We start from the raw sequence: 24,215 nt of genomic DNA, 5'->3' as shown, positions 1-24,215 counted from the left end.
GATACGATTTTTTATTTCTTCTCTCATCAGAGATGCTTCAGCGCAGCCTTCAGAATTCCTTCCACATCTTCCGGATCAACATCTGTCACTTTTCGTACTGCACGAAGCGCGTCTGTACTGCTGTATCCAAGTGCTGTAAGAGCCTCCACAGCTTCCTGACGTCCGTCACGAAGCGCTTCTCCCCCAACAGCAGACTCCTGTTCATGTTCCATTTTTTTCTCAAAAGCTTCTTCCAGCTTTAATTTATCCTTTAATTCCAGAATCATCTTCTGAGCGGTCTTGCGTCCGATTCCGGGTGCTTTGGAAATGGTCTTCACATCATCTGACAAAACTGCAAAACGCAATTCATCTGCCGAAAGACCGGACATCACTCCAAGGGCCGCCTTCGGACCGATTCCATTCACTCCAAGCAGCAGACGGAACATCTGCAGATCATCTTTATTCAAAAAACCATATAACTGCATGGCATCTTCTCTTACATGAAAATACGTATGTATCTTCACTTCCTGTTTCATTCTGCTCGCCTGTTCCATGGCGGAACCGGTCATAAAAATCTCATAGCCAATGTTTCCGGCCTCCACGATCACGGAGTTCTCCGTCACATCTGCAATGTTTCCACGAATAAATGAAATCATCTTCTTCACTGCTCCTGTATGCTGCATTCATTGCAAATCACAGAAAAAGCTTTCGTGCAATCAGTATTCACTGTTTTTCTCTTCCTGCTCTGCAATAGTCTTAGATATCATATCATATTCATCCGCAAAAAGCAAACACCTATTCGATAAATTATTTTCCATCATCCTGCGATACTGTCAAAATCGTCCTGTGCTTCTGTCCCTGCTCCCACTGCTTCAATCACCACTTTATTCGGAAGACAGATAATCGTTCCTCCGGACGCATCAATCGCCCGCTGATGCATGCACAGCTGATCTGGACAATTCGCTTCTGTCATAACTGCCCTTCCATCCTGAATACGGCAGATATTGGTATCGCCAATTGCAATTTCCTGATCTTCCTCCAGAGAATATTCCCCATAAACTTCTCCATCTACGGTAATTCTTATCACACTGTTATCTTTCGGCATCGCAAACTGAAGCACCATCCACACAATCAGAGCCAGACAGAGAACTCGTCCTGCCAGAATAAAGTCTTTTTTCTTCATCATCAACAAACATCCTCCATAGTAATCCTGTATTTTCATCATCGGTACATCCATGATTATTGTACCAGAAAAACATGAAGAAAAAACGAAATGATAAAAACATTCTTGTTGTTATTTTTTATATCAGGGAAAATGCAAAACACTTTCTTTGATACAAAAAAGCCAGCCGCAGAAAAATACGGCTGACTTTTCACAATCACTGTTTATCTGGAAAGAATGATTCCTCTCGGACAGGCATCTTTACATGCACCACAGTTGGTACATTTCTCATAATCCACATGCGCACAGAAATCTGTTACGGTAATTGCGCCATTCGGACATGTTTTTTCGCATTTTTTACAGCCAATACAGCCTACTTCGCAGGCAGATGTCACAGCCTTGCCTTTTGCATGAGAACCACAGCTGACAAAAATACTCTGTTCATATGGAACCAGTTCAATCAGGTGCTTCGGACATTTTGCCACACACTTGCCGCAGGCACGGCAGGCTTCCTTATCCACGCATGCCACACCGTTCACGATATGGATTGCATCAAACGGACAGGCTTTGACACAGCTTCCGAATCCGAGACATCCATAATCACATGCCTTCGCACCGCCTCCCGGAACAAATGCCATCATCTCACAGTCTTCCACACCGGTATACTCATAATTATTCTTTGTCTTATCGCAGGTACCGGCACATTTCACAAAAGCAACCCGACGGGCAGTTTCTACCACTTCCTGTCCCATAATACCGGCGATGACCTTACCAACAGCATCTCCGCCTACCGGACAGCCATTTACAGGCGCCTCTCCCTTTGCGATTGCAGCCGCAAGGCCATCACATCCCGCATAACCACATCCTCCGCAGTTATTGCCGGGAAGCGCTTCACGGACAGCAACTTCTTTTTCGTCTACTTCCACTGCAAACTTTTTGCCTGCAACACCCAGGAAAATACCGATAAAGAGGCCCACTGCCGCAACTACTACAGTCGCCATAATAATTGCTCCAATATTCATATCTACGCCTCCTTAAATCAGTCCGGAAAATCCGAAGAATGCGATTGCCATCAGACCTGCAGTCAGAAGAACAACCGGAAATCCCTGGAATGCCTTCGGAATGTCGTTATATTCAATTTTTTCACGAATACCTGCCATCAGTACAATCGCGATGGTAAATCCTACTGCAGTGGCAAATCCGTTCACAGTACCCTCAAGAATGCTGTAATTATCCTGCACATTATTCAGAGCCACACCGAGAACTGCACAGTTCGTTGTGATCAGAGGCAAATAAACGCCAAGTGCCTGATACAGAGAAGGAATACATTTCTTCAGGAACATTTCCACAAACTGTACCAGTGCTGCAATAATCAGAATAAATACGATCGTCTGCAGGTATTCCAGACCAGTCGGTACCAGAATAAATTTGTAGATCAGTCCTGTTACAAAAGAAGACAGTGTAATAACGCAGATAACCGCACCGCCCATTCCTGCCGCTGTCTCGATTTTCTTTGATACGCCCAGGAACGGACAAAGTCCCAGGAACTGACTCAGAACCACGTTATTGACAAGGGCGGAGCTTATGAGAATAACTAATAATTCTTTCATATCTGTTTACCCCCTTTTGCCTTTGCACATGCTGTTGCCGCAGGATGCACATGCACCGCCGCATGCATCCGGATTACTCGGATCAATCCCTCTTTTGGCTGCGCCGAGCTTAAACTTGTTCTGGATAGCAGAAAGCATAGCCAGTACAAAGAATGCACCGGGTGCAAGGATAAAGATCGTAACCGGTTCATATCCTGCTGTACCTGCAGCTGCATCTGCCAGCGGAAGGATCTGCCTGCCGAAGATCTGTCCTGCACCGATCAGTTCACGGACAGCACCGATACAGGTAATACTCAGTGTAAATCCAAGTCCCATTCCAATACCGTCAAACAATGATGGAAGCGGAGGATTTTTGGATGCATATGCCTCTGCACGTCCAAGAATAATACAGTTAACAACGATCAGAGGAATATAGATGCCGAGAGAATCATAAAGACTTGGAATAAAGCCTTCCAGCAGCATCTGTACAATTGTTACAAAAGATGCAACAACAACGATAAAGGCCGGCATACGTACCCCGTCCGGAATAAATTTCCGGAGCAGGGAGATCATAAGATTGGACGCAGCCAGAACCGCCATCGTTGTCAGGCCCATTCCGATACCATTTACGGCAGATGTTGTTACGGCAAGTGTCGGACACATGCCAAGCATCAGCACAAAGGTAGGATTTTCTTTAATTATGCCGTTCACCAGTCGTTCTGAAGGTGTGTTTGCTTTCATTCCAGATTTCCTCCTTCCGCATACTGAAATGCACATAATCCGGCGTTGACGCCGTTGGTCATGGCATTGGTAGTAATTGTCGCACCACTCAGGGCATCAATCTCATCATCTGCGGTCGCGCCTGTTTTGGTGTATGCAAATTTCTCAACATTTTTGTCTTTGAACTGATCTTTGAATGCGTCTGTATTGGCTTTCATACCAAGTCCCGCAGTCTCACCGATGGAAAGGATGGAAATCCCATTCAATGTTCCATCATCCTTAATACCCATGGCAAACTGAATGTCTCCGCCATAGCCTTCACAAGTTGTTACTGTAAACGCATATCCGATCTGACTGCCGGAAGCATCCAGAGCAGTCATCACTTCATCGATATTCTGTGCGCCGTATCCATTCTCATCCAGACAGGCTTCCAGACCTGCGGAAACCTCTTCCGTCAGTTCCACCTGTTCAAAAGAATCCGCATCGGCAAAAACAGCTTTATACGCTTCTTCTTTGGCTTTCTGCTGCTGTTCGGCGATCGGCCCTGCCGTAATATCCTGTACAAGTCCGAGAAGCAGTCCTGAAACAAGTGTGATCAGCGTAATCGCAATGGTATCCTTTATGATTTTATTCATGCTTTTTTGCCTCCTTTCCCAAAAGCAACAGGTTTGGTCAGGCGTTCAATAATCGGTACCAGCAGGTTACAGAAGATGATCGCATAGGATACGCCTTCTGCAGATCCGCCAAAGAGACGGAACACCGCCGTAACAATACCGAGAATACATCCATAGACCAGCTGTCCCTTCGGTGTGATCGGCGTTGTCACATAATCTGTTGCCATAAACCAGGCGCCAAGCATCAGACCGCCCCCAAAGAGATGGCTCAGGAGATAATTTCCGTCAAATCCCATTCCGGAAAACAGCATGTACAGAATCACAAAAACAGTAAAACTGCCGATATATGTAAGCGGTACTTTCAGATCGATCACTTTGAAAGCCAGGAGAATCACTGCACCGATCAGGATTGCAAGCGCAGATGTTTCACCAATGGTTCCCTGAATATTACCAAGGAACAGATTCTTAACCGGTACAGAGTTTTCTACAAATCCCTGCGCTTTCAGAGCAGCCAGAGGAGTCGCTCCTGTAACCGCATCTACCACACCGCTGTATTTCTCACCTACAGAGAAATTGGTCATTTTTCCTGCAAAAGAGATCATCAGGAAACATCTTCCTGCAAGCGCCGGGTTCATAAAGTTCTGACCAAGACCACCAAACAACTGTTTTACCACAATAATGGCAAATGCGCTTCCAAGAACCGGCATCCACAGCGGAATCTGCGGAGGCATATTCAGGCCGAGAAGAAGGCCGGTCACAACAGCACTGAAGTCTGTTATAGTATTCGGTTTATGCATAAAGTGGTCATACAGCCACTCAAAAATCACACTGGATGCAACAGAAACCAGAAGAACCAGAAGCGCATGAAGCCCGAAATTCCAGATTCCGAATAATGTAGTCGGAAGCAGGGCGATCACAACCAGCTGCATGATCCTGCTTGTGGTCATCTTATCCCTCACATGGGGATTGGATGATACATTTAACATTTGTTCCATTTTTCTACCTCCCCTTATTTCTTCCTGCGGCTTGCAAGTACCATTTTTCTCATGGACTTGATACTCTGGGTCAATGGTCTCTTCGCCGGACAGACATAACTGCAGCATCCGCATTCACAGCATTCCATTCCGTCAAATTTCTGGAATGCCTCCATATTTCCGTGTTCTGCAAAAGTAGCCAGACGAGCCGGAAGTACATGTCCCGGACAGACACTCACACAGCGTCCGCAATTAATGCACGCTGTCTGCTGAGCCTGTGAAACAGGATCTTTCTCAAGGCACAGAAATGCAGATGTGGTCTTTGTACACGGCACCTGAAGATCATACATGGCAAATCCCATCATGGGACCTCCGGAAATTACTTTGGATGCAGTATTCTTGAGTCCGCCTGCCGCCCCGATCAGCTCTTCCATACAGGTTCCGCACAATACGGTAAAGTTCTTGGGCTGCTGGATTCCATCGCCTGTAACAGTGACAATACGGCTCATAACCGGCATTCCAAGAATCACGGCCTGATAGATTGCTACTACGGTATCCACGTTGTCTACTACGCATCCCACATCAGCAGGAAGCATGGAAGAATTGATTTCTCTTCCTGTCGTCGCATAAATCAGCGTACGCTCACCACCCTGCGGATATTTGGTCATCAGCTCTTTCACTTCTATGCGCGGAATATCTTTCACCAGTTCTTTTAATCTGGCGATACAGTCCGGTTTGTTATCTTCGATACAGATATATCCCTGTGCATTATCAAAAAGTGTCAGCATGACTCTCAGACCTTCTACGATCTTCTCCGGCTCTTCCAGCATTCTGCGGTAGTCGCTTGTCAGATACGGTTCACACTCCGCACCGTTGACAAGAACGTATTCAATTTTCGCCGGGTCTTTCGGTGCAAGTTTTACATGAGTAGGGAAGCCTGCGCCGCCCATACCTACAACACCGCCTTCCTGTATACGTTTCAGTATCTCTTCTTTTGAAAGGCTTTCCAATTTCGCAGGAGTGTACTCAACTGCTTCATACTTCTGATCATTTTCAATAAAGATTGCATTGACCATAGAACCGGTTGCATTCAGATGAGGTTCGATTTTCTTCACCGTTCCCGAAACAGATGAATGGATCGGGGCTGATACAAATCCACCGGCATCGGCGATCTTCTGTCCCACAAGTACATGATCTCCCTTCGCCACAACCGGAACAGCAGGTGCTCCGATATGCTGGGAAAGTGGATAGATCATTTCCCCCTGCGGAAGATATTTCTCAATAGGATAATTCTTGGACAGTTCTTTGCCGTCATAAGGATGAACACCACCCTTAAAGGTTAAAAGTCCCATATATTTTCCCTCCTTTATTTTTACCAAAACCGCTTACCTATACTATAACTCTTTTTATGAAAAAATTCACTACCATTTTGTCAAAATCTTGTGTATAATTAGATACAATCCAAGAAAGGAACGAATGTTCATGATTGTTAAAAAAATGCCTATTTTTCAAGGGTTTCCAGACTTTGAAAGTGTTAAAAATTTATCGAAATATTGTATTTCCTGTACCGATTTCCGTCCTGTTTTTTATGATATTGAGACCACCGGATTATCACAATATTCCTCTTTTCTCTATCTAGTCGGAGCTGTCACTTACGAAGACGGGCAGTGGATTTTATATCAGTGGTTCGGAGAAAACGAATCTGAAGAGCCGGAGGTTTTATCTGCTTTTTCTGATTTTTTGACCAAAGATTCTGTTACCATTCAATATAACGGAAACCGATTCGATCAGCCGTATCTGGAGACCCGTTTTCAGGTACACAACATGTCTTCGCCTTTTCCGGGACTTCTTTCCATTGATCTGTATCAGGTTCTGAAGCCATGCAAAGACCTTCTGAAATTGCCCGGGATGAAACAGCCGGATCTGGAAGTTTTCCTGCATCTTCCCTCCCGGCTTTTCTGCAACGGAAAAGACGGGATCCGGTGCTTTCACAAATATCAGAAAACACACGATACGGATATTATGCAGGAGCTTCTCGGGCATAATCAGGAGGATCTGATGGGACTCGGCAGTGTTTTTCGCATGCTTTCCTATCTCTGTCTTTATACAGGGATGTATGAACCTGTTCATGCAGAAATCAGCGATGACCTGCTTCTTCTCACCCTTCGTCTTCCGCATCCGCTTCCTGTCCTGTTTTCCAATGGAAATTCGCAGTTCTATATCACGGGCGAAGCTGACTCATTAAGGCTGATGATTCCTCTTACCGGCGGCAGGCTGCGGCAGTATTATGCCAATTATCGGGATTATGATTATATTCCTACCGAAGATACTGCGATTCCCAAATCACTGAGCTCCTACATGGACAGAAGTCTGCGTGTTCCTGCCAGGCGCGATACCTGTTATACCTGGTTCTGCTGTGATGAGAGTTTCCTCTCCAATACTGCCAAACAGATGCAGTATCTCCGGCATACGCTTCCATATCTTCTGAGCACGCTCAAAAAATGAGAGCTTTACTTCCCGGGTCTCATAACGGGATATTGTAAACCTAAGTAAGCTTTTGTGAACTAAAGTGTGCTTTTGTTAATTAAAGAAGGCTTTAGTTAATAAAAATGTTTTTGGTGAATTAAAGTGCGCTTTAGTTTAGAAGCAGTCTTTGGGGATTCTCCGGGCTTAACTATATTTATGGCTTTCTCCGGAACTTTAGTTCAATGCGAAAAACTGTGAAGTGGGATGTGAAAAACCGTACGCGAAAGAGGAACCCCTCCAGGGGCTGCGGCGGGCATATACTTCCTGTTCCTGTGCGGGCTTCGGGGCTTAAGAAGTACTAAGGCTTTCCGATTTTCGCTAAAAGCGTGGACCGGATTCGTGGACTCGCCGTTGGCTCAGACAGCACAAATCCGGCCCACAACGCGAAAATCGGAAAGCCAAGTACTTCTAACCCCCCTGCAGAGTGCACAGAACCAGGAAGTATATGCCCGCCGCAGCCCCTGGAGGGGTTCCTCTTCCGCTGACAGTTAGCGTTTCACTGAAAGTTATGGGATGAAAAATCCGGAAGGAGATTGGAAACGGAAGACATAGATTTTTAATCGGAGAGTTAATTTTCTGTTGTTAAGGGAAATTCCTTCGTGGGCAAAGTGGACATCAAAATGATATCTTATGATGCAAGGGTCAAAAGGTCATGTGTTTCATGCTTGCATGAAAAAACATGACTTTGGAACCCGCAAAAATATGAGAAAGTAGCCCGAATAGGATGAATTTCGAATGTTTTTAGGGCGCTGAACGTTCGGTGGACGTTTGTTTAGTACCGACCGGAGCGAAGCGCAGATTTTCGGGAGCACAAAGTGCGGAGAAATCCGTGTATCAGAGGGATCAAAATACCTTTTGACCCCATCATCATCTTATAAGAGAAAGGAAATTTGCCATGTTATAAAAGCAAAACGACCCGCAAAAAATAGCCCATTTACAATCCCTTTCCGGATTTTTCATCTTCTCTTCCAGTGAAACGCTAACTGACAGCGGAAGAAAGTCCCTGAGGGCCGGGCAGACTTACCTTCGGTTCCTGTGCCTTCTGCAGGGGTATTAGAAGTACTTGGGCTGTGTATTTTTGCGTTGTGAGCGGGATTTCTGCTGTCTGAGCCAAAGGCGAGTTCAGAAATCCTGTTCACGCTTTTAGCAAAAATACACAGCGCTTAGTACTTCTTATGCCCCGAAGCCTGCACAGGAACCGAAGGTAAGTCTGCACGGCCCTCAGGGGCTCTCTTTCGCGTACGGTTTTTCACACCTACCCCCTCACAGAGTTTCGCCCTAAACGGAAGTTTCGGTGAAATCTGCAGCATAGCGAAACATAAAAAATCCTCACGGATTGCTTCTGAACTAAAGCCCACTTTAATTCACCAAATAACGCTTCGAGTATTCTCTTCTTTTTTCAATATAAAAACAGAGACCTGCATTAAATGCAAATCTCTGTTAATATATCAACAAATAATATTTTCTTTAGTTGCAGCACAAACAGTTATTTCTGTCTACAGCAGCACATAAATTATTTTTGTCTTTAGCGAATATTATTCCTCAACCGGAGCTTCTTCAGCCGGTGCAGCTGTTTCCAGAGCTTTCATGCTCAGGCTGATTTTCTTATCTTCGCCGTTGAAATCAACAACTTTTGCTTCGATTTCCTGACCGATAGCCAGAACATCAGATGGTTTTGCAACATGTTCTCTGGAAATCTGAGATACATGAAGAAGAGCATCGATTCCAGGAGCCAGTTCAACAAATGCACCGAAATCAGTCATTCTTGCAACTTTACCGGTTACAACGTTGCCTACTGCAAATTTTTCAGCAGCGGTAAGCCATGGATTCTCTTCAGGGAATTTCAGAGAAAGAGCAATCTTGTCACCATTGATATCTTTGATCAGGACTTTTACTTCCTGTCCAACTGTGAAAACTTTTTTCGGATTCTCTACTCTGCCCCAGGACATTTCGGAAATATGAAGAAGTCCGTCAGCTCCGCCAAGGTCGATGAATGCACCAAAATCTGTTACATTCTTAACAACACCAGTTACAGTATCACCAACGTTAATTCTTTCCATTAATGCTTTCTGTTTTTCAGCTTTTTCAGCAAGAAGAAGCTGTTTACGGTTACCGATGATGCGGCGTCTTCTTGGATTGAATTCTGTGATAACAAATTCAATTTCCTGATCTGCATATTTGGAAAGATCTTTTTCGTAAGTATCAGATACAAGGCTTGCAGGAATGAAAACTCTTGTCTCTTCTACATTTACACATAAACCGCCATCCAGTACCTGAGTTACAGGAGCTTTCAATACTTCCTGATTCTCAAATGCTTCTTCAAGACGTTTATTGCCTTTTTCTGCTGCAAGTCTCTTATAGGTAAGGATTACCTGTCCTTCACCGTCGTTGACTTTCAGGACTTTTGCTTCCATTGTGTCGCCAGCATGTACTGCATCGGCAAGTACAATAGATGAATCATTAGAGTATTCACTCTTTGTGATAATACCGTCTGCTTTATAGCCGATATTCAGGATAATTTCATCCTCTTTTACATCGATGACAGTACCCTGTACAATCTCCCCATTTCTGATAGTTTTTACGGAATCTTCCAGCATCTGTTCAAAACTTAATTCTGACATGTTCTTGAACCTCCTCAATTATTTTCTTTGGGGTGGACGCCCCTGCTGTAATACCTACAATACTACTGCATTGGAACATTTCAGAATCCAAGTCTACAGGTGTTTGTATATAGTAAGTATTTCCACATTCCTTTTTGCATATTTCAAACAGCTTTTGAGTATTGGAACTATGCCTGCCCCCAACGACCAACATAGTATCTACCTCTCCGGCTATCGTTCTCGCTTCTTTTTGCCGTTCTTCGGTAGCATTACAAATAGTGTTTAAAACATTGAATATATCTAAAACATTATCATTGTACCTCTTTTTGCCGAGAATTTCAACTAAATCTTTAAATTTGTTGTAATTAAATGTCGTTTGAGACACAACACAGATTTTCCTGTCCGAATCCGGCTCATATGCTTCTGCTTCCTCACTGCTTTTTATGACAGTATAAGTCCCCTGCACCCATCCGCAGATTCCCTGCACCTCCGGATGAGAGGCATCGCCAATGATGAGGATGTGCTTTCCCTCTCTGCTTTCTTTTTCCACGATTCTGTGAATTTTCAAAACAAACGGACATGTAACATCCACATACGACAATTTTCTCTCCAGAAGTTTGTCATAAACAGCTTTTCCGACTCCGTGCGAACGGATGATCACGGTTCCTTTTTCCAGATGATCCAGATCTTCTTCTGAAATCACCTGTACGCCTTTCTTCTCAAGGTCTGTTACAACTTCTTCATTGTGAATGATCGGTCCAAGCGTATAAATCGGGGTTACTCCCGAGTCTATCAATTCATAGACTTTATCAACAGCTCTTTTTACTCCGAAGCAGAAACCTGCTGTCTCTGCAGTTTTTACTTCCATTGGTTTTCCTCCTGATACATCACTTTTTCATCTCATCCGTTTGTTTTCTGAAATATCAGGACAAGATTGTATAAAACATCTTTTATTTTCCTGTTTTCTCATGAAAAATATTCTCAATTGCGCTGACTACTTCATCAATCGTCATTTCGGAAGAATCAACCAGAACCGCATCTTCTGCCTGACGGAGAGGGGAAATCTCACGGTTCATATCACGCTGATCGCGTTCTTCGATATCTTTCTGAATATCCTCTATATTGCATTCTTCCCCTTTTTCAATCAGTTCTTTGTAACGCCTTCTGGCTCTTGTAGCAGAACTTGCAGTCAGATAGATCTTCACTTCGGCATTCGGGAGAATCGTTGTACCAATGTCGCGCCCATCCATCACAACGCTCTGGGATGCTGCCAGACTTCTCTGAAGGTCCAGCAGTCTCGCACGTACACTTAGGTTCGCAGAACTTACAGAAGCCATATTTCCAACCTCTTCTGTACGAAGATATGCATTGACATTTTCTCCGTTCAGAAGTACAATCTGCTCTCCATTTCTATATTCAATCGAAATATCTGCGCCCTCACATTTGGATGCAATTTCCTGTGAATCATTCCCGTCCACATTCTGCTGCAGAAGATAATAGGCCATCGCCCGATACATCGCGCCTGTATCTACATAAATAAAAGAAAATTCCTTCGCTACTCTTTTCGCAATCGTACTTTTTCCTGCCCCGGCAGGTCCGTCAATGGCAATATTATAAATCATCGCTAATCCTCCTACTCCTATTTGTTTAAACCAGCAGCATTTGCTGCAAGATATGCAGTAGACCATGCAATCTGCAGATTATAGCCCCCCGTGACCGCATCAAGATCAAGAACTTCTCCAATAAAATAGAGATTTTTCAGCACTTTGGATTCCATTGTCCCGGGATTGATCTGCTTCACGGATACTCCGCCTCTTGTAATAATCGCTTCCTTAAATTCTCCCATCCCAATAATCGTAAATGGAAAAGCTTTGACAAGTTCCCCGAATGCCCTCCGCTCTTCACGGGAAATTTCGTGAATCACTTTCTCAGGCGAAATCCCCCCAAGTTCCATAATTACAGGCGTAAGCGAGGAGGGAAACAATACACCAATGACATTTTTGAACTGTTTATTAGGTGCCGCGTCAAACTCACGTAGAATCCTGGCATCCAGCTGCTCATGGGATAACGCCGGTTTAAGGTCCAGATATGCGGAAAGTTCTGTCTTTTCCAGCATTTTTCCAATATGCGCACTTGCCGAAAGAATCATAGGACCTGTCACACCAAAATGAGTGAACATCATTTCTCCAAAATCTCTGTACAGTACTTTTTTGCCGTTTTTAATCGTAAGTTCTGTATTTTTCAGTGAAAGCCCCTGCAGTTTCGGAATATATTCTTCCTTTGTCTTCAAAGGAACAAGAGACGGTTTTCGTTCTGTCACACGATGACCGGTATCTTCTGCAAACAAATATCCATCTCCTGTAGATCCGGTAGATGGATACGAAAGACCTCCCGTAGCAACTATCACGGCATCCGCCTGCACTTTTGCGCCTCCAGCCAACTCTACCCCATACACATGCTCATCGTCATGAAGAATTTTTTTCACCTCTGAACGCAGATGAATCCGGACACCTGCCTGTTTCAACAATTTTTCAAGAGCATGTATGATATCAGACGAATGATCTGATACCGGAAATACACGGTTTCCTCTTTCAATCTTCAGAGGAACTCCCGCCTTTTCAAAAAAATCCATGACCGCATGGTTATCATACGTATAAAAAGCACTGTAAAGAAATTTCGCATTACTCATCACAGCCGGAAAAAGCTCTTCCGTATCACAGGCGTTCGTAACATTGCAGCGGCCTTTGCCAGTAATATAAAGTTTTTTCCCCAGCTTTTCATTTTTTTCATACAAATGTACTTCATTTCCCTTTTGTGCCGCATGAATTCCGGCAAACATACCTGCCGCACCGCCGCCGATAATAATTACTTTACTCATAATGAATCCTTTGTACTAATTATTATTTCACAGAATAGTCAGAAATAGAAGTATGTTCTAATCTTCTATCTCCCCAGAGTATGATTATATCAAATTTCCAACAAAAAACAAGCCCGATGATAAAACCATCAGACTTGTTTTTCATGATTACTGATCACTTTCGTTTACAGCAACATTTGATTATTTACTTTAGAGATTACAACTCTTACCAATTACACCGGATAAGCTCCATTCTTGGTATCTGCAACTGTCTCATCCACTTTGGTCTTCTGTGCCTGACGATATTTGAAGAAGTCAGTTGCAACCTGCGGGAACAGTGCATAGGACAGAACGTCCTCATCCTGCTCTTTGTACTGAGCCATTTCGCTTTCCAGCTTATCAAGCTCGTTATCAAGAAGATCTGCAGGACGGCAAGTGATCGGCTCTGTATCACCGATACATTTCTTCTGAACTTCTGCATCAAACGGTTTTACAGTCGCACCGTATTTACCGCTTAAGATGTCTTTTGTCTCTTTTGTTACCATCTTATATCTTTCGCCCATCAGGACATTGAATACAGCCTGAGTACCAACGATCTGAGAAGACGGAGTAACCAGAGGCGGCTCACCAAGGTCTTTACGCACACGCGGAACCTCTTCCAGAACATCGTAGAACTTATCTTCTGCATGCTGTTCTTTCAGCTGGGAGGTAAGGTTGGAAAGCATTCCTCCAGGTACCTGGTACAGAAGAGTCTTGATGTTTACACCCATATTCTTCGGATTCAGGAGGCCTGTTTCCAGAGCTTCATCACGCATCGGACGGAAGTAATCAGCGATCTCTGCAAGAAGATTCTGGTCAAACCCTGTATCATATGGTGTACCTTTGAAAGTCTCAACCATAACTTCTGTTGCCGGCTGGGAGGTACCCAGAGCAAATGGAGACATTGCGGTATCGATAATGTCTACGCCTGCTTCAACAGCTTTCAGGTAAGTCATGGAAGCCACACCGGAGGTATAATGTGTATGAAGATCGATCGGGATCTTAACTGCTTCTTTCAGAGCGGTAACAAGTTCGGTTGCTTTATACGGAACAAGAAGACCTGCCATATCCTTGATACAGATGGAATCAGCACCCATCTCTTCAATCTGTTTTGCAATTGTGGTCCAGTATTCCAGTGTATAGGCATCGCCCAGAGTATAGGAAAGAGCTACCTGTGCGTGAGCTTTTTCTTTATTTGCTGCTGTTACTGCTGTCTGAAGGTTTCGAAGGTCGTTCAGACAGTCAAAAATACGGATGATATCGATTCCGTTGGCTACGGATTTCTGTACGAAATATTCCACAACATCATCTGCATATGGACGATATCCAAGGATATTCTGTCCACGGAACAGCATCTGAAGCTTGGTATTTTTAAATCCGTCACGTAATTTACGAAGTCTTTCCCATGGGTCTTCTTTCAGGAAACGAAGGGAAGCATCAAAAGTAGCGCCGCCCCAGCATTCTACTGCATGGTAGCCTACTTTATCCAGTTTATCAATAATCGGAAGCATCTGCTCGGTGCTCATACGGGTTGCGATCAGAGACTGATGAGCATCACGCAGAATGGTTTCCACGATTTTTACAGGTTTTTTTTCAATTTCTGCCATTATCTTTTTCTCCTTAATTTATTTTAACAACAAGGGAGTTCGATTCACCGAATTCAGGGCTGCAGCCTGTTTCCATTCAGTGTACCGGATCATACTCCGAAAATAGCCATGAAAGTTCCTGCTGCAACGGCAGTACCGATAACACCGGCAACGTTCGGACCCATGGCATGCATCAGAAGGAAGTTGGTCGGATCTGCCTCCGCGCCGACTTTCTGGGATACACGCGCTGCCATAGGAACTGCGGATACACCTGCAGAACCGATCAGAGGATTGATCTTGCCCTTTGTCAGCTTACACATAAGCTTACCGAGCATACATCCGCCAAACGTACCAAATGCAAATGCTGCAAGACCCAATACAACGATTTTCAGTGTATCAACATTCAGGAATGCTTCTGCACTTGTAGATGCACCAACGGAAGTACCAAGAAGGATAACAACGATGTACATCAGGGCATTGGAAGCAGTCTCTGTCAGCTGTTTTACAACACCGGACTCTCTGAACAGATTACCAAGCATCAGCATACCGATAAGAGGAGCTGTAGTCGGCAGAATCAAGCAGACAACGATGGTAATAACGATCGGGAACAGAATCTTTTCCAGTTTGGTAACCGGACGAAGCTGATCCATTTTAATCTTACGCTCTTTCTCTGTAGTACAGAGTTTCATGATTGGCGGCTGGATGATCGGAACCAGAGACATATAGGAATATGCCGCAACCGCAATCGGTCCCATAAGGGTTGTCTGACCGAGTTTACCAGCCAGGAAAATAGAAGTCGGACCGTCAGCACCGCCGATGATGGAAATCGCAGCTGCTGCCTTGCCGTTGAAGCCAAGGAAAATAGCCAGGAAATATGCTACATAAATACCAAGCTGTGCTGCAGCGCCCATCAGGAAACTGATCGGGTTTGCGATCAGAGGACCAAAGTCTGTCATCGCACCAACACCCATGAAAATCAGGGATGGGAGAATACTCCACTCATCCAGAATATAGAAATAGTGCAGAAGTCCACCTACTCCGTTGGACATTTCCTCCGGTGATGCCATAATATCCGGATAGATATTAACCAGCAGCATACCGAATGCGATCGGTACCAGAAGAAGCGGTTCAAATCCGTGCCTGATGGCAAGATATAAGAACACACATGCCACCGCGATCATCAGGTAGTTGCCCCATGTCAGATTAAAGAACGCTGTCTGATGAATCAGGTTGGACAAAGTTTCTGTTACATAAGACATTTGACTACCTCCCGTCCTAGTTCATTGTTGCTAAAGTATCTCCATTTTCTACAGAGGCACCTTCTGCAACGTCAATGCTTGCAACGGTTCCGTCCTGCGGAGCTACTACAGGGATTTCCATTTTCATGGATTCCAGAATCACGATATTGTCGCCGGCTTTTACTGCCTGGCCTGCAGATGCAACAACTTTAAGGACTTTGCCCGGTACAGATGCTGTAACTTTAACAGCGCCTGCGCCTGCTGCCGGTGCTGCTGCCTTTGGAGCTGCTTTCGGAGCTGCCTTTGGAGCTGCAACTGGTGCTGCTGCCGGTGCGGAAACGCTTCCGGTTTCTTCTACAGTAACTTCATATGCTGTTCCGTTTACGGTAATTGTATAGCTTTTCATTTTATAATCCTCCTAATGTTATTTACCATTTTCTGCGATTCACTTTGCGGATCGAACGAACAACGAATCCGTCAGTGGTTGTTCCCTCTGCAGCTGCAATAGCTGCTGCAATAACTGCGATAAGCTCTGTATCATCCACCACTTCTTCTGCTGCCGGTGCTGCAACCGGAGCAGGTACAGGTGCTGCAGGTGCTTTCGGCTCCTCTTTCTTCTTGCCTTCCACAAGTCCCGGAATAAAACGGAACAGGGAAATCACAAAGCTTAAGAATACCAGCATGATAAATACAATACCGATACCCATAACTGTATTCAGGCCGGCTCTTTTCATTGTCTCAGACATCGGGTACTGAACATCTACGGACATTGTGGCAGGTACTCCGTCAGAGCTGAACATATATACGAAATCCGCATCATAGGTCTCAAAATCAACCGATACTGTTACGGAGTACTCGTCATCATCAAATTCTACCTCTGTTTCACCCAATGCCACATATTCTCCAACTTCGTCTTTGGAGCTGTTCCAGGAAGTCATAGCCTGAACGGTAAAGTCATCATCAGATGTCAGATAATTGGCAATTTCTTCGTCTGACATTGGAATGATTGCTTCTGTCAGCCCCTCAGCAGTTGCAACAAGCTGAGCTTTTACTGTCTCATCGATCTCACTGTCAGCCGCTACGATTACTGCACCTGACACCGTCAGGGAAGCAGCGCATACAACAGCAGCACATACAGAAGATGCTCTCTTTAAAATCTTCTTCATATGCTCACCTCGCTTAGACCGTGCCATGTTTCTTGGACGGACGTTCTTCCCTTTTTGTGAACAGCATTTCAAAAGCTCCGATCACATATTTTCTTGTATCTGCCGGATTAATCACGGTATCCACATAGCCTCTTGCAGCAGCGGATTCCACACCGGACTGAAGTGTTCTGTATTCGGCAGCTTTTTCATTCAGAGTTGCAGCATCTGCTCCGGCATACATGATCTTTGCAGCCAGAGAAGCATCCATCATTCCGATTTCTGCGCTGTCCCATGCATAAACCATATCTGCACCGATTGCCTTGCTGTTCATTGCCACATATGCAGTACCATATGCCTTTCCGATAATCACATTGACTTTCGGAACAGTAGCAGAAGCAAAAGCATGTACCATTTCACCAACGGATTTTGCCATCATTTTTTCATTGCAAACGGTTGCCTTAAAACCTGTTACATTTGTAAGAGTAAGTACCGGGATATCAAAAGCATCACAGAATTTCACAAAAGCTGCTGCTTTTCTTGCACCTCTTGCAGAAAGAGTGCCGTCAAATTCTTCTGTCTTATTTCCTTCTGCATCATAAACTTCGCTTCTGTTGGCAACAGCTCCGATGGTTGCACCATTCAGGCGAAGGAAGCCTGTAACAACATCTTTTCCGTAACCGGCTTTTGTCTCAAAGAATGCGCCGTTGTCTGCGATTCTGGAAAGGGCGATTCCGGTATCTCCTGTACAGTTGGCAATATCTTCACATACACGGTTCAGATCATCTGTACATTCCTCATAGGAATCATTATCTTCACAGTTGGATGGAAGCAGGCTGACTAATTCACGGATCTGTGCGAGGATCTCCTCTTCAGTTCCGACAGCATCGATCAGTCCGGTCTCTTCACTCTGGAAATCTGCTGCTGCAGTATCGCATTTGGATACATGATTTCCTTCCAGTGCGTTCGGAGTATTTACGAACATTTTTCCATTTTTGGCTTCCATAAAGGTGAAATCTGTCAGTGCCGGAACGACTGCCATTCCACCGCCGCAGGTACCAAAAATTGCTGTGATCTGCGGAATCATTCCGGATGCCATCGTCTGTTTCAGATAAATGCTTCCGAATGCATTCAGCGCATCTGTAGCTTCCTGCAGACGAAGACCTGCGCAGTCTACCAGTCCGATTACCGGAGCGCCTGTTTTCATTGCCAGATCATACAGTGCAGAAATCTTTTTCGCATGCATTTCTCCAACTGTACCATTCAGTACAGAAGCATCCTGACTGTAAACATATACCAGATTTCCATCGATCACACCATAACCGGTAATGACACCGTCAGAAGGTGCTTTTTTTTCAGTCATATTAAAATCGGTTGTTCTGGCTGTTACACTTCGTCCGATTTCAACAAAACTGTTTGCATCAAGCAAAGAAGTAATTCTTGTGCCTGCTAAGCCTTGTGTTGCATTACTCATTCTTGTTTGCCCTCCATTTTCTATAAGAATTTTAAAGCATAACCAAAATTTTAGCCGATTATAATTCTACCCTTTTTTTCAAATTTTTTCAATACTTTTTCTAATATTTGTTAATAATTTAACCCTGAATTTAATTAATGGAAAAAGTCATGAAAAACCCGGTCGGCACACCAGAGATAGCTGATTCTGTCTATGCTTTTTTCTGCAGTCAGAGGGATACGGAGCAATTCTTCTTTTTCCAGCCAGTAAGAAACTTCTCCGATCGTCTGCCCTTTCTTTACCGGGGCTTCCAGTTTTTTTGGAAGAGACACTCTGATCCGGATCTCGTCTCCATTTTTCATCAGTACTTTCTGATTTTTTTCATCATCAGATACCGTGTATTCCCCCTTCAGATAAACCGGTGTTCCGGGAAACAATCCCTTCTCTACGCCGTTTCCGACCTGCCTTTTTTTCAGTACAGGTTCTTTCCAGAAGGTCTGATAACGGAAGTTTTCATCCCCGTATTCCAGAAGCGCAAGTGTGTCTTTCCATTTATAAGACTTGTGTCCCGGCCACCCGCAGCCCAGAAGGGATACAATAAATGTTTTTTCTCCTCTTCTGCATGCACACACATAGCAGTATCCTGCATCTCCCGTAAATCCTGTTTTTCCGGATAAAACACCTTCCGTCATATCAAGCAGAGCATTGGCGTTATGGACAGAAAACTGCCGTTTTCCGCTCAGATCCGAAAAAGAATAGTCTCTCGTCTGTGTAATATTTACAAATGTTTGGTTCCGGATGGCATAACGCATGATCAGTGCCAGATCCGCTGCCGTCGTATGGTGTGTACCCCCCTCATCTTCTGCGTCCAGACCGTTCGGGGTCACAAAATGGGTATCACGGCATCCGATTTCTTCTGCCTTTTCATTCATCATCTTTGCAAATCCTTCCACAGATCCCCCAATATGTTCTGCAATTGCCACTGCTGTATCATTATGGCTTTTCAGCATCAGTGAATACAGAAGGTCTTCCAGATAATACTGTTCTCCTTCTCTCATGTTCAGTTTTACTTCCGGCTGTGATGCGGCATTTGCAGAAACGATGACATAATCGTCCCCCGGAGCATTTTCAAGAGCCAGAATACAGGTCATAACTTTCGTGGTGCTGGCCATTGGCCTGGCAGTTTCTCCCTCTTTTTCGTAAAGAATCCTTCCGGTATCTGCATCCATCAAAACTGCCGACAACGCATACAGACTATCCGGGCCATCCTTCTTATTATAAAGCTTATCCGGGCTGTCTTCCTGCATATACAGGTTATCTGAAACACTCTCTCGGGCATACAGCTTATCCGAAGCACTTTCCTGCATATACAGCTTATCTAAAGCGCTTTCCTGCATATATATCTTATCCGAAGCACTTTCCTGTGCATACAGCATCCTATAAACAAGCAGGATTCCCATCATAAGCAGAAACATACAAAAAGAAACAGCGGCACAGAATTTCCTTCTCATAATCCACCTCATTTCAGATAATCACCAAAAAAATCAGGGGTTCTTGTCCGAAAAGATTTTCATCCTTCCAAACCGTTATGATACAGGATAATTCTATGCCGCCATATCTGTCAGATATTCGCCGTCACCCGTTATAAGTTCTGTCAAACCGTGAAGACAATTTCTTTTCTTCTCCGGAAAGTGCAAAAAGCTCCTCCAGGTACTGCGGAGATTCCTTCAGCGCTTCCATGTAAAGTTCTTTCAGCTGAGCCACCGGGCCTTCACTGTTTTTTGCAGGTTCTCTGTCCATAAAGTGATCCGTCACGTAAGTACTTTTTTGCCCGAACAGCAAACCGCCGATAAATACAAGTGCTTTTTTCCGCCTTCCATTATTATCACAAACCATGCAATTCGTAACCAGCTTCATCATCCGCAGTGACCAGTAAATCCTGAATGGCGATATTTCCGGTATGGCTTCATGGATTACTTCCGCATAAGATTTCTTAGGTACAATACAATCCGACGGATAATACCGCAAAGGATCTTTCCCTGTTTCGAGCATCAGCGTACGGTCCAGTTCCTTTTCGGAAAGTGTATGGGAAATGATTCCCTCATCATTCAAACGGTTCACTGTAGGATGACAGGTGGAATCCAGAAGATAATGACATCCGAATCCCAGAAGATACGCAAGCAACGGACGGTTTCCTGTCTCTCTGACAAGTTTCATGCCTCTCTCAAAAAACGGGCGTGCCTTCTCTTTATGCATCCGCACTCCTGCAGAGGTTGTTTTTTTATCCATCAGAAGATAAAACAGAATATCCGGTCCGTGCAGTCCGATCCGGTACAGATCTCCGTTCTCACGAATAATTTCTTTCATTTCTTCAGATAATTTTTTGTAAATGTTTTTTCCAAATAAATCATGTGTATACGTTGTCGGCATACGTTTTTCACCTCACACATCCAGCTTCAGCTGAATTTCTTCTTCTGCCTCTGCTTTAAAATCTTCAATCTTTACAGGATCCGGAACAGGAAGCTCTTCCAGGCCCTGCACCCCAAAAGAGCGCAGGAATTCTTCCGTTGTACCAAACAGAAGCGGACGGCCCGGAGCATCCAAGCGCCCGAGTTCCTTCACCAGATTATATTCTACCAGCTTGTTCACTGCATGATCACACTTCACACCGCGGATTTTTTCAATCTCTGCCTTTGTCACAGGCTGCTTGTATGCAATGATCGACAGAGTTTCCAGCATAACCTCTGTCAATGCCGGTTTTTTCGGCTGCAATGCAATGCGGATCAGAGCTTCGTAATATTCCTTTTTGGTACACATCTGATACGACTGTTCCAGTTCAATAATCTGAATCCCTCTGTCCTCCTGCTGGTAACGGTCCATCATATGACCCAGAATCTTCCTGGTCGTTTCCGTATCCTGTCCCACCGCCTTTGCGATCTGAGTCAGTTCTACAGACTCTCCCATGGCAAATAACACAGCTTCAATGGCTGCTTCTGTTTTTTTTAATTCCACAAATATACCCTCATTCCTCTTTATTCATCGGCAAACTCTGTCAGATTCTTCCAGGTCTCGGGATCCGTCACCACCTGAACCTGAATATCATCAAAAAGATGGTCCTGTTCTACCTGGATATGCCCCATTTTCATCAATTCCAGGATGGACAGAAATGTTACGATTACCTGAATTCTGGAATCCTGTGCAGTCAGAAGCTGACGGAAACTGAATTTCCGGTGAGTTGCTGCATATTCTTTCATTTCAAGCATTTTGTCCGAAAGACTGACTTCTTCTTTTTCAATCTTTCCGAATTTACTTCGAATCGGGTCAATCTTATTTTCCTGTCTGCGGATAATGGATTGGTAAATGCTGTTCAGTTTTTCAATGGTCAGCCCCTCAAGAAGCGCCTGCGGATCCACCGGTTCCCGGTATTCCATGACTTCATCCGGAATGCTGGCTTTTTTGTAAAAGACTCCCACTGCATCATCCATACGGTCTTTCAGTTCATACGACATATATTTGTACGTCTTATATTCCAGAAGTCTTGCCACAAGTTCCGCTCTCGGATCCTCTTCTTCCCCTTCCTCATTCACTTCTTTCGGAAGGAGCATCCGGCATTTGATATCGATCAGGGTAGCTGCCATAACCATAAACTCACTCATGACACCCAGATCTTCTTTTTCCATTCCACGGATATATTCCATATACTGATCTGTAATCTCCACAATCGGGATATCATATATGTCAATTTTATTCTTGTCAATCAAATGAAGAAGCAGATCCAAAGGACCCTCAAATACATTCAGTTTTACAGGAATTGCCATATACAGACCTCTTTCTAATCTCTTGTATCATCTGAATTTCCGTCTCCGGATTCCGGCTGTACCTCTGCCTGCGGCTTCATTACCAGCAGAAGAAGTTCTCTTGGATTATGAATCCTCAGAGGAACGGTGTGCTCTCCCAATCCTGCACTGACGATCATATGGCTGCCGCCCCTGTGAAAATCTCCGCAGCAAAACGGCGGAAAAAGCAGAAACTGCGGGCAGGTCAGTCCGTGATGTTCGGACAGCCGAAGCACACCTCCATGATAATGCCCGCACAAAATCACATCCGAGCCCCATGAAAAATAAGTATTTCCATATTTCGGATTGTGTGCCAGAAGAACATGGATTCCCTCCATATACGGAATTCCAATGAGAGATTCCAGTTCTGTCAGTGAAAGCATGGGAGACTTTGGTTTTTTGTAATACTGCATCGGCAATTCCAGACCGTAAAACACAAAATCTGTTCCTTTCAGTTCCATGCTGGTGTGCTCATTATGGAGAAAGCAGACACCAGCACTGGTCAGGCGGCGTTCATACTGCAGATACTGTTCTCTTGTTTCCGCGCATTCCTGCAGATACTGTTCATGATTTCCCAGCGCATAGTACACAGGAAAATACTCAGACAATTTTATCAAAAACTTTTCCGCAGGGCCCATAGTCTCCATCTCCGTGCGCACCAGCATATCTCCCAGAATCATCACTGCATCCGGCTGCTCTTCCATCAGCGCATCAAAAAGAGGCGTATTCTCCTCTCCGAATACTGCTCCGTGAAGATCGCTCAATATGGCAAGTTTTACCTCTTTTCCGCCTTTCAGTTTTGAAGTTTCTATTTCATATGTTTTCCGTCTGAATGTTTTCATGAATCTCCTCTGATCATTTTCCAAAACCGCATTCCGGGAATGTACAGGTACTGCAGTTCAGGCACAGCCCCCCTTCTCCGTATGCGGCAATTTCCTCTGCATGTATTTCATCATCCGCCATAAGACGCGGAAGAATCAGGTCAAACACGGTTCGTTTCGCATACATCACACATCCCGGAAGTCCCACAACCGGAATACGTTTTCCATCTTTTTCGTAATAGGATACCAGAAGCATCGCACCCGGAAGTACCGGAGCACCGTAAGTCACGATTCTTACGCCGGCATCTTTGATCGCACCGGGAGTACGGTCATCAGGATCCACACTCATGCCGCCGGACAAAAGCACCATATCCGCCCCGTCATCAATAAACTTCCGGATATCTACGGTAATCTGCATCCTGTCATCTCCCGGAAGTGTCTGTCCCATAACCTCCGTCGGATATTCTGCCAGTTTCTCTCGCAGTACCGGCGTAAACGTATCCTGTATGATCCCTTTCTGCACTTCACTGCCGGTGGTAATGATTCCCACTTTTTTCTTCTGATAGGGAAGAATAGAAAAAATCGGTTCCGGTCCTGCAGCTTCACAGGCACGATCCATTTTTTCTTTTTCGATCACCAGTGGAATGATACGGGTTCCTGCAATCTTATTTCCTTTTTTTACCGGAAAATCTCCGTGTCTGGATGCGATCATCATTTCACCCAGACGATTGACACTGCGAAGTGCGTCACGGCGGATTTTCAAAAGACCGTCACAATCCGCAATCAGTTCAATCTTACCCTCACTTACCTCTGTCCCATGCATATGTTCTCCTGCACAGATATGATAGAGAATCTCTGCTCCTTCATTTTCATGAAGAATTCCTTCCTGTTTTTCCCAGACAAAGAGATGTTCTTTGCCAACAGAAAGAAGCACAGAGATATCCTCCTCCTGAACAACATGGCCTTTTTTAAAGAGCACGCCTTTCTTTTTGTCTTTGATGATCTGAGTAATGTCGTGACATAATACATGTCCGACTGCATCTTCTGTTCTTATTTCTTTCATTGCAGACCATCCTCTC

At 44.5% G+C, this 24,215-nt stretch carries 24 protein-coding genes; 1 reads left to right on the top strand and 23 read right to left on the bottom strand.

What is annotated here, in order from left to right; genetic code table 11:
- Positions 1–26 precede the first annotated feature (26 nt).
- The 8 genes from ruvA to rsxC all read right to left on the bottom strand — a co-directional run bounded on the left by ruvA (position 27) and on the right by rsxC (position 6,390).
- The gene (gene ruvA, locus ACTNEW_RS02930; protein WP_441057668.1) at positions 27–635 is read right to left on the bottom strand and encodes a Holliday junction branch migration protein RuvA; all 609 of its coding nucleotides are present in this window, start codon (positions 633–635) and stop codon (positions 27–29) included.
- Between the two features lie 161 nt (positions 636–796).
- On the bottom strand, positions 797–1,165 hold the full coding sequence (locus ACTNEW_RS02925) for a NusG domain II-containing protein (protein WP_441057665.1): 369 nt from the start codon (positions 1,163–1,165) through the stop codon (positions 797–799).
- A gap of 200 nt (positions 1,166–1,365) precedes the next feature.
- Entirely contained in the window at positions 1,366–2,163 is a 798-nt protein-coding gene (locus ACTNEW_RS02920) for an RnfABCDGE type electron transport complex subunit B (protein WP_441057662.1), read from the bottom strand.
- A gap of 12 nt (positions 2,164–2,175) precedes the next feature.
- Positions 2,176–2,751 carry an electron transport complex subunit RsxA gene (rsxA, locus tag ACTNEW_RS02915; RefSeq protein ID WP_441057659.1) on the bottom strand — a complete coding sequence of 192 codons (576 nt, stop codon included), beginning with the start codon at positions 2,749–2,751 and terminating at the stop codon, positions 2,176–2,178.
- A 6-nt stretch (positions 2,752–2,757) separates the two neighbouring features.
- Positions 2,758–3,471, bottom strand: coding sequence for an electron transport complex subunit RsxE (gene rsxE / locus ACTNEW_RS02910; protein WP_441057656.1), 714 nt, complete (start codon positions 3,469–3,471; stop codon positions 2,758–2,760).
- Positions 3,468–4,085 (bottom strand): RnfABCDGE type electron transport complex subunit G, encoded by a 618-nt coding sequence (locus tag ACTNEW_RS02905; RefSeq protein WP_441057654.1) that lies wholly within the window; start codon positions 4,083–4,085, stop codon positions 3,468–3,470. Before ACTNEW_RS02905 ends, rsxE begins: the two co-directional genes overlap by 4 nt.
- On the bottom strand, positions 4,082–5,059 hold the full coding sequence (locus tag ACTNEW_RS02900; protein ID WP_441057651.1) for an RnfABCDGE type electron transport complex subunit D: 978 nt from the start codon (positions 5,057–5,059) through the stop codon (positions 4,082–4,084). The genes ACTNEW_RS02905 and ACTNEW_RS02900 overlap by 4 nt, the downstream gene beginning before the upstream one ends.
- 14 nt (positions 5,060–5,073) lie before the next feature.
- Complete coding sequence (gene rsxC / locus ACTNEW_RS02895; RefSeq protein WP_441057648.1) at positions 5,074–6,390, bottom strand: electron transport complex subunit RsxC; 1,317 nt, start codon at positions 6,388–6,390, stop codon at positions 5,074–5,076.
- A 130-nt stretch (positions 6,391–6,520) separates the two neighbouring features.
- Between rsxC and ACTNEW_RS02890 the strand changes: the two genes are divergently transcribed.
- Positions 6,521–7,543 carry a ribonuclease H-like domain-containing protein gene (locus tag ACTNEW_RS02890; RefSeq protein WP_441057645.1) on the top strand — a complete coding sequence of 341 codons (1,023 nt, stop codon included), beginning with the start codon at positions 6,521–6,523 and terminating at the stop codon, positions 7,541–7,543.
- Between the two features lie 1,556 nt (positions 7,544–9,099).
- On the opposite strand, the gene rpsA is transcribed toward ACTNEW_RS02890, so the two are convergent.
- The 15 genes from rpsA to ACTNEW_RS02815 all read right to left on the bottom strand — a co-directional run bounded on the left by rpsA (position 9,100) and on the right by ACTNEW_RS02815 (position 24,199).
- A complete protein-coding gene (rpsA, locus tag ACTNEW_RS02885; RefSeq protein WP_441057642.1) occupies positions 9,100–10,185 on the bottom strand; it encodes a 30S ribosomal protein S1 in 1,086 nt (361 codons plus the stop codon).
- Positions 10,166–11,032, bottom strand: coding sequence for a 4-hydroxy-3-methylbut-2-enyl diphosphate reductase (gene ispH, locus ACTNEW_RS02880; protein WP_441057639.1), 867 nt, complete (start codon positions 11,030–11,032; stop codon positions 10,166–10,168). Before ispH ends, rpsA begins: the two co-directional genes overlap by 20 nt.
- Before the next feature lie 82 nt (positions 11,033–11,114).
- Positions 11,115–11,786: a (d)CMP kinase gene (gene cmk / locus ACTNEW_RS02875; RefSeq protein ID WP_441057636.1), complete on the bottom strand. Its 672-nt coding sequence runs from the start codon at positions 11,784–11,786 to the stop codon at positions 11,115–11,117.
- 17 nt (positions 11,787–11,803) lie between these two features.
- Positions 11,804–13,042, bottom strand: a complete 1,239-nt coding sequence (locus ACTNEW_RS02870; protein ID WP_441057633.1) for an NAD(P)/FAD-dependent oxidoreductase — start codon at positions 13,040–13,042, stop codon at positions 11,804–11,806.
- A gap of 212 nt (positions 13,043–13,254) precedes the next feature.
- Positions 13,255–14,667: an oxaloacetate decarboxylase subunit alpha gene (locus ACTNEW_RS02865; protein ID WP_441057630.1), complete on the bottom strand. Its 1,413-nt coding sequence runs from the start codon at positions 14,665–14,667 to the stop codon at positions 13,255–13,257.
- An 89-nt stretch (positions 14,668–14,756) separates the two neighbouring features.
- Positions 14,757–15,905: a sodium ion-translocating decarboxylase subunit beta gene (locus ACTNEW_RS02860; RefSeq protein WP_441057627.1), complete on the bottom strand. Its 1,149-nt coding sequence runs from the start codon at positions 15,903–15,905 to the stop codon at positions 14,757–14,759.
- 16 nt (positions 15,906–15,921) lie between these two features.
- On the bottom strand, positions 15,922–16,290 hold the full coding sequence (locus tag ACTNEW_RS02855; protein ID WP_441057624.1) for a biotin/lipoyl-binding carrier protein: 369 nt from the start codon (positions 16,288–16,290) through the stop codon (positions 15,922–15,924).
- Positions 16,291–16,312: 22 nt separating this feature from the next.
- A complete protein-coding gene (locus tag ACTNEW_RS02850; protein ID WP_441057621.1) occupies positions 16,313–17,050 on the bottom strand; it encodes an OadG family transporter subunit in 738 nt (245 codons plus the stop codon).
- A gap of 13 nt (positions 17,051–17,063) precedes the next feature.
- Positions 17,064–18,500 carry an acyl-CoA carboxylase subunit beta gene (locus ACTNEW_RS02845; RefSeq protein ID WP_441057618.1) on the bottom strand — a complete coding sequence of 479 codons (1,437 nt, stop codon included), beginning with the start codon at positions 18,498–18,500 and terminating at the stop codon, positions 17,064–17,066.
- 134 nt (positions 18,501–18,634) lie between these two features.
- The gene (locus ACTNEW_RS02840; protein WP_441057615.1) at positions 18,635–19,990 is read right to left on the bottom strand and encodes a D-alanyl-D-alanine carboxypeptidase family protein; all 1,356 of its coding nucleotides are present in this window, start codon (positions 19,988–19,990) and stop codon (positions 18,635–18,637) included.
- Between the two features lie 124 nt (positions 19,991–20,114).
- Positions 20,115–20,909, bottom strand: a complete 795-nt coding sequence (locus tag ACTNEW_RS02835; protein ID WP_441057612.1) for a zinc dependent phospholipase C family protein — start codon at positions 20,907–20,909, stop codon at positions 20,115–20,117.
- 12 nt (positions 20,910–20,921) lie between these two features.
- A complete protein-coding gene (scpB, locus tag ACTNEW_RS02830; RefSeq protein WP_441057609.1) occupies positions 20,922–21,491 on the bottom strand; it encodes an SMC-Scp complex subunit ScpB in 570 nt (189 codons plus the stop codon).
- Between the two features lie 20 nt (positions 21,492–21,511).
- Positions 21,512–22,297: a segregation and condensation protein A gene (locus ACTNEW_RS02825; protein ID WP_441057606.1), complete on the bottom strand. Its 786-nt coding sequence runs from the start codon at positions 22,295–22,297 to the stop codon at positions 21,512–21,514.
- A 14-nt stretch (positions 22,298–22,311) separates the two neighbouring features.
- Complete coding sequence (locus ACTNEW_RS02820) at positions 22,312–23,157, bottom strand: metallophosphoesterase (RefSeq protein ID WP_441057603.1); 846 nt, start codon at positions 23,155–23,157, stop codon at positions 22,312–22,314.
- A 13-nt stretch (positions 23,158–23,170) separates the two neighbouring features.
- Positions 23,171–24,199 (bottom strand): molybdopterin-binding protein, encoded by a 1,029-nt coding sequence (locus ACTNEW_RS02815; RefSeq protein ID WP_441057600.1) that lies wholly within the window; start codon positions 24,197–24,199, stop codon positions 23,171–23,173.
- Positions 24,200–24,215 lie beyond the last annotated feature (16 nt).

Source organism: Blautia sp. HCP3S3_G3 (genome assembly GCF_052063365.1).
GTDB lineage: Bacteria > Bacillota > Clostridia > Lachnospirales > Lachnospiraceae > Blautia_A.
Note: the sequence above shows the minus strand (reverse complement) of the source record. Positions and strands in the feature narration are given on the sequence as shown.

Excerpts from the sequence above, each read along its gene's own strand:
- ACTNEW_RS02855 (WP_441057624.1), bottom strand. The coding sequence starts at position 16,290 with ATGAAAAGCTATACAATTACCGTAAACGGAACAGCATATGAAGTTACT.
- ACTNEW_RS02870 (WP_441057633.1), bottom strand. The coding sequence starts at position 13,042 with ATGAGTAAAGTAATTATTATCGGCGGCGGTGCGGCAGGTATGTTTGCC.
- cmk (WP_441057636.1), bottom strand. The coding sequence starts at position 11,786 with ATGATTTATAATATTGCCATTGACGGACCTGCCGGGGCAGGAAAAAGT.
- rsxC (WP_441057648.1), bottom strand. The coding sequence starts at position 6,390 with ATGGGACTTTTAACCTTTAAGGGTGGTGTTCATCCTTATGACGGCAAA.
- ACTNEW_RS02865 (WP_441057630.1), bottom strand. The coding sequence starts at position 14,667 with ATGGCAGAAATTGAAAAAAAACCTGTAAAAATCGTGGAAACCATTCTG.
- ACTNEW_RS02925 (WP_441057665.1), bottom strand. The coding sequence starts at position 1,165 with ATGATGAAGAAAAAAGACTTTATTCTGGCAGGACGAGTTCTCTGTCTG.
- rsxA (WP_441057659.1), bottom strand. The coding sequence starts at position 2,751 with ATGAAAGAATTATTAGTTATTCTCATAAGCTCCGCCCTTGTCAATAAC.
- ACTNEW_RS02900 (WP_441057651.1), bottom strand. The coding sequence starts at position 5,059 with ATGGAACAAATGTTAAATGTATCATCCAATCCCCATGTGAGGGATAAG.
- ruvA (WP_441057668.1), bottom strand. The coding sequence starts at position 635 with ATGATTTCATTTATTCGTGGAAACATTGCAGATGTGACGGAGAACTCC.
- ACTNEW_RS02905 (WP_441057654.1), bottom strand. The coding sequence starts at position 4,085 with ATGAATAAAATCATAAAGGATACCATTGCGATTACGCTGATCACACTT.
- rpsA (WP_441057642.1), bottom strand. The coding sequence starts at position 10,185 with ATGTCAGAATTAAGTTTTGAACAGATGCTGGAAGATTCCGTAAAAACT.
- ACTNEW_RS02845 (WP_441057618.1), bottom strand. The coding sequence starts at position 18,500 with ATGAGTAATGCAACACAAGGCTTAGCAGGCACAAGAATTACTTCTTTG.
- ACTNEW_RS02850 (WP_441057621.1), bottom strand. The coding sequence starts at position 17,050 with ATGAAGAAGATTTTAAAGAGAGCATCTTCTGTATGTGCTGCTGTTGTA.
- ACTNEW_RS02835 (WP_441057612.1), bottom strand. The coding sequence starts at position 20,909 with ATGCCGACAACGTATACACATGATTTATTTGGAAAAAACATTTACAAA.
- ACTNEW_RS02815 (WP_441057600.1), bottom strand. The coding sequence starts at position 24,199 with ATGAAAGAAATAAGAACAGAAGATGCAGTCGGACATGTATTATGTCAC.
- rsxE (WP_441057656.1), bottom strand. The coding sequence starts at position 3,471 with ATGAAAGCAAACACACCTTCAGAACGACTGGTGAACGGCATAATTAAA.
- ACTNEW_RS02860 (WP_441057627.1), bottom strand. The coding sequence starts at position 15,905 with ATGTCTTATGTAACAGAAACTTTGTCCAACCTGATTCATCAGACAGCG.
- ACTNEW_RS02825 (WP_441057606.1), bottom strand. The coding sequence starts at position 22,297 with ATGGCAATTCCTGTAAAACTGAATGTATTTGAGGGTCCTTTGGATCTG.
- ACTNEW_RS02820 (WP_441057603.1), bottom strand. The coding sequence starts at position 23,157 with ATGAAAACATTCAGACGGAAAACATATGAAATAGAAACTTCAAAACTG.
- ACTNEW_RS02840 (WP_441057615.1), bottom strand. The coding sequence starts at position 19,990 with ATGAGAAGGAAATTCTGTGCCGCTGTTTCTTTTTGTATGTTTCTGCTT.
- ACTNEW_RS02920 (WP_441057662.1), bottom strand. The coding sequence starts at position 2,163 with ATGAATATTGGAGCAATTATTATGGCGACTGTAGTAGTTGCGGCAGTG.
- ispH (WP_441057639.1), bottom strand. The coding sequence starts at position 11,032 with ATGGAAGTAAAAACTGCAGAGACAGCAGGTTTCTGCTTCGGAGTAAAA.
- ACTNEW_RS02890 (WP_441057645.1), top strand. The coding sequence starts at position 6,521 with ATGATTGTTAAAAAAATGCCTATTTTTCAAGGGTTTCCAGACTTTGAA.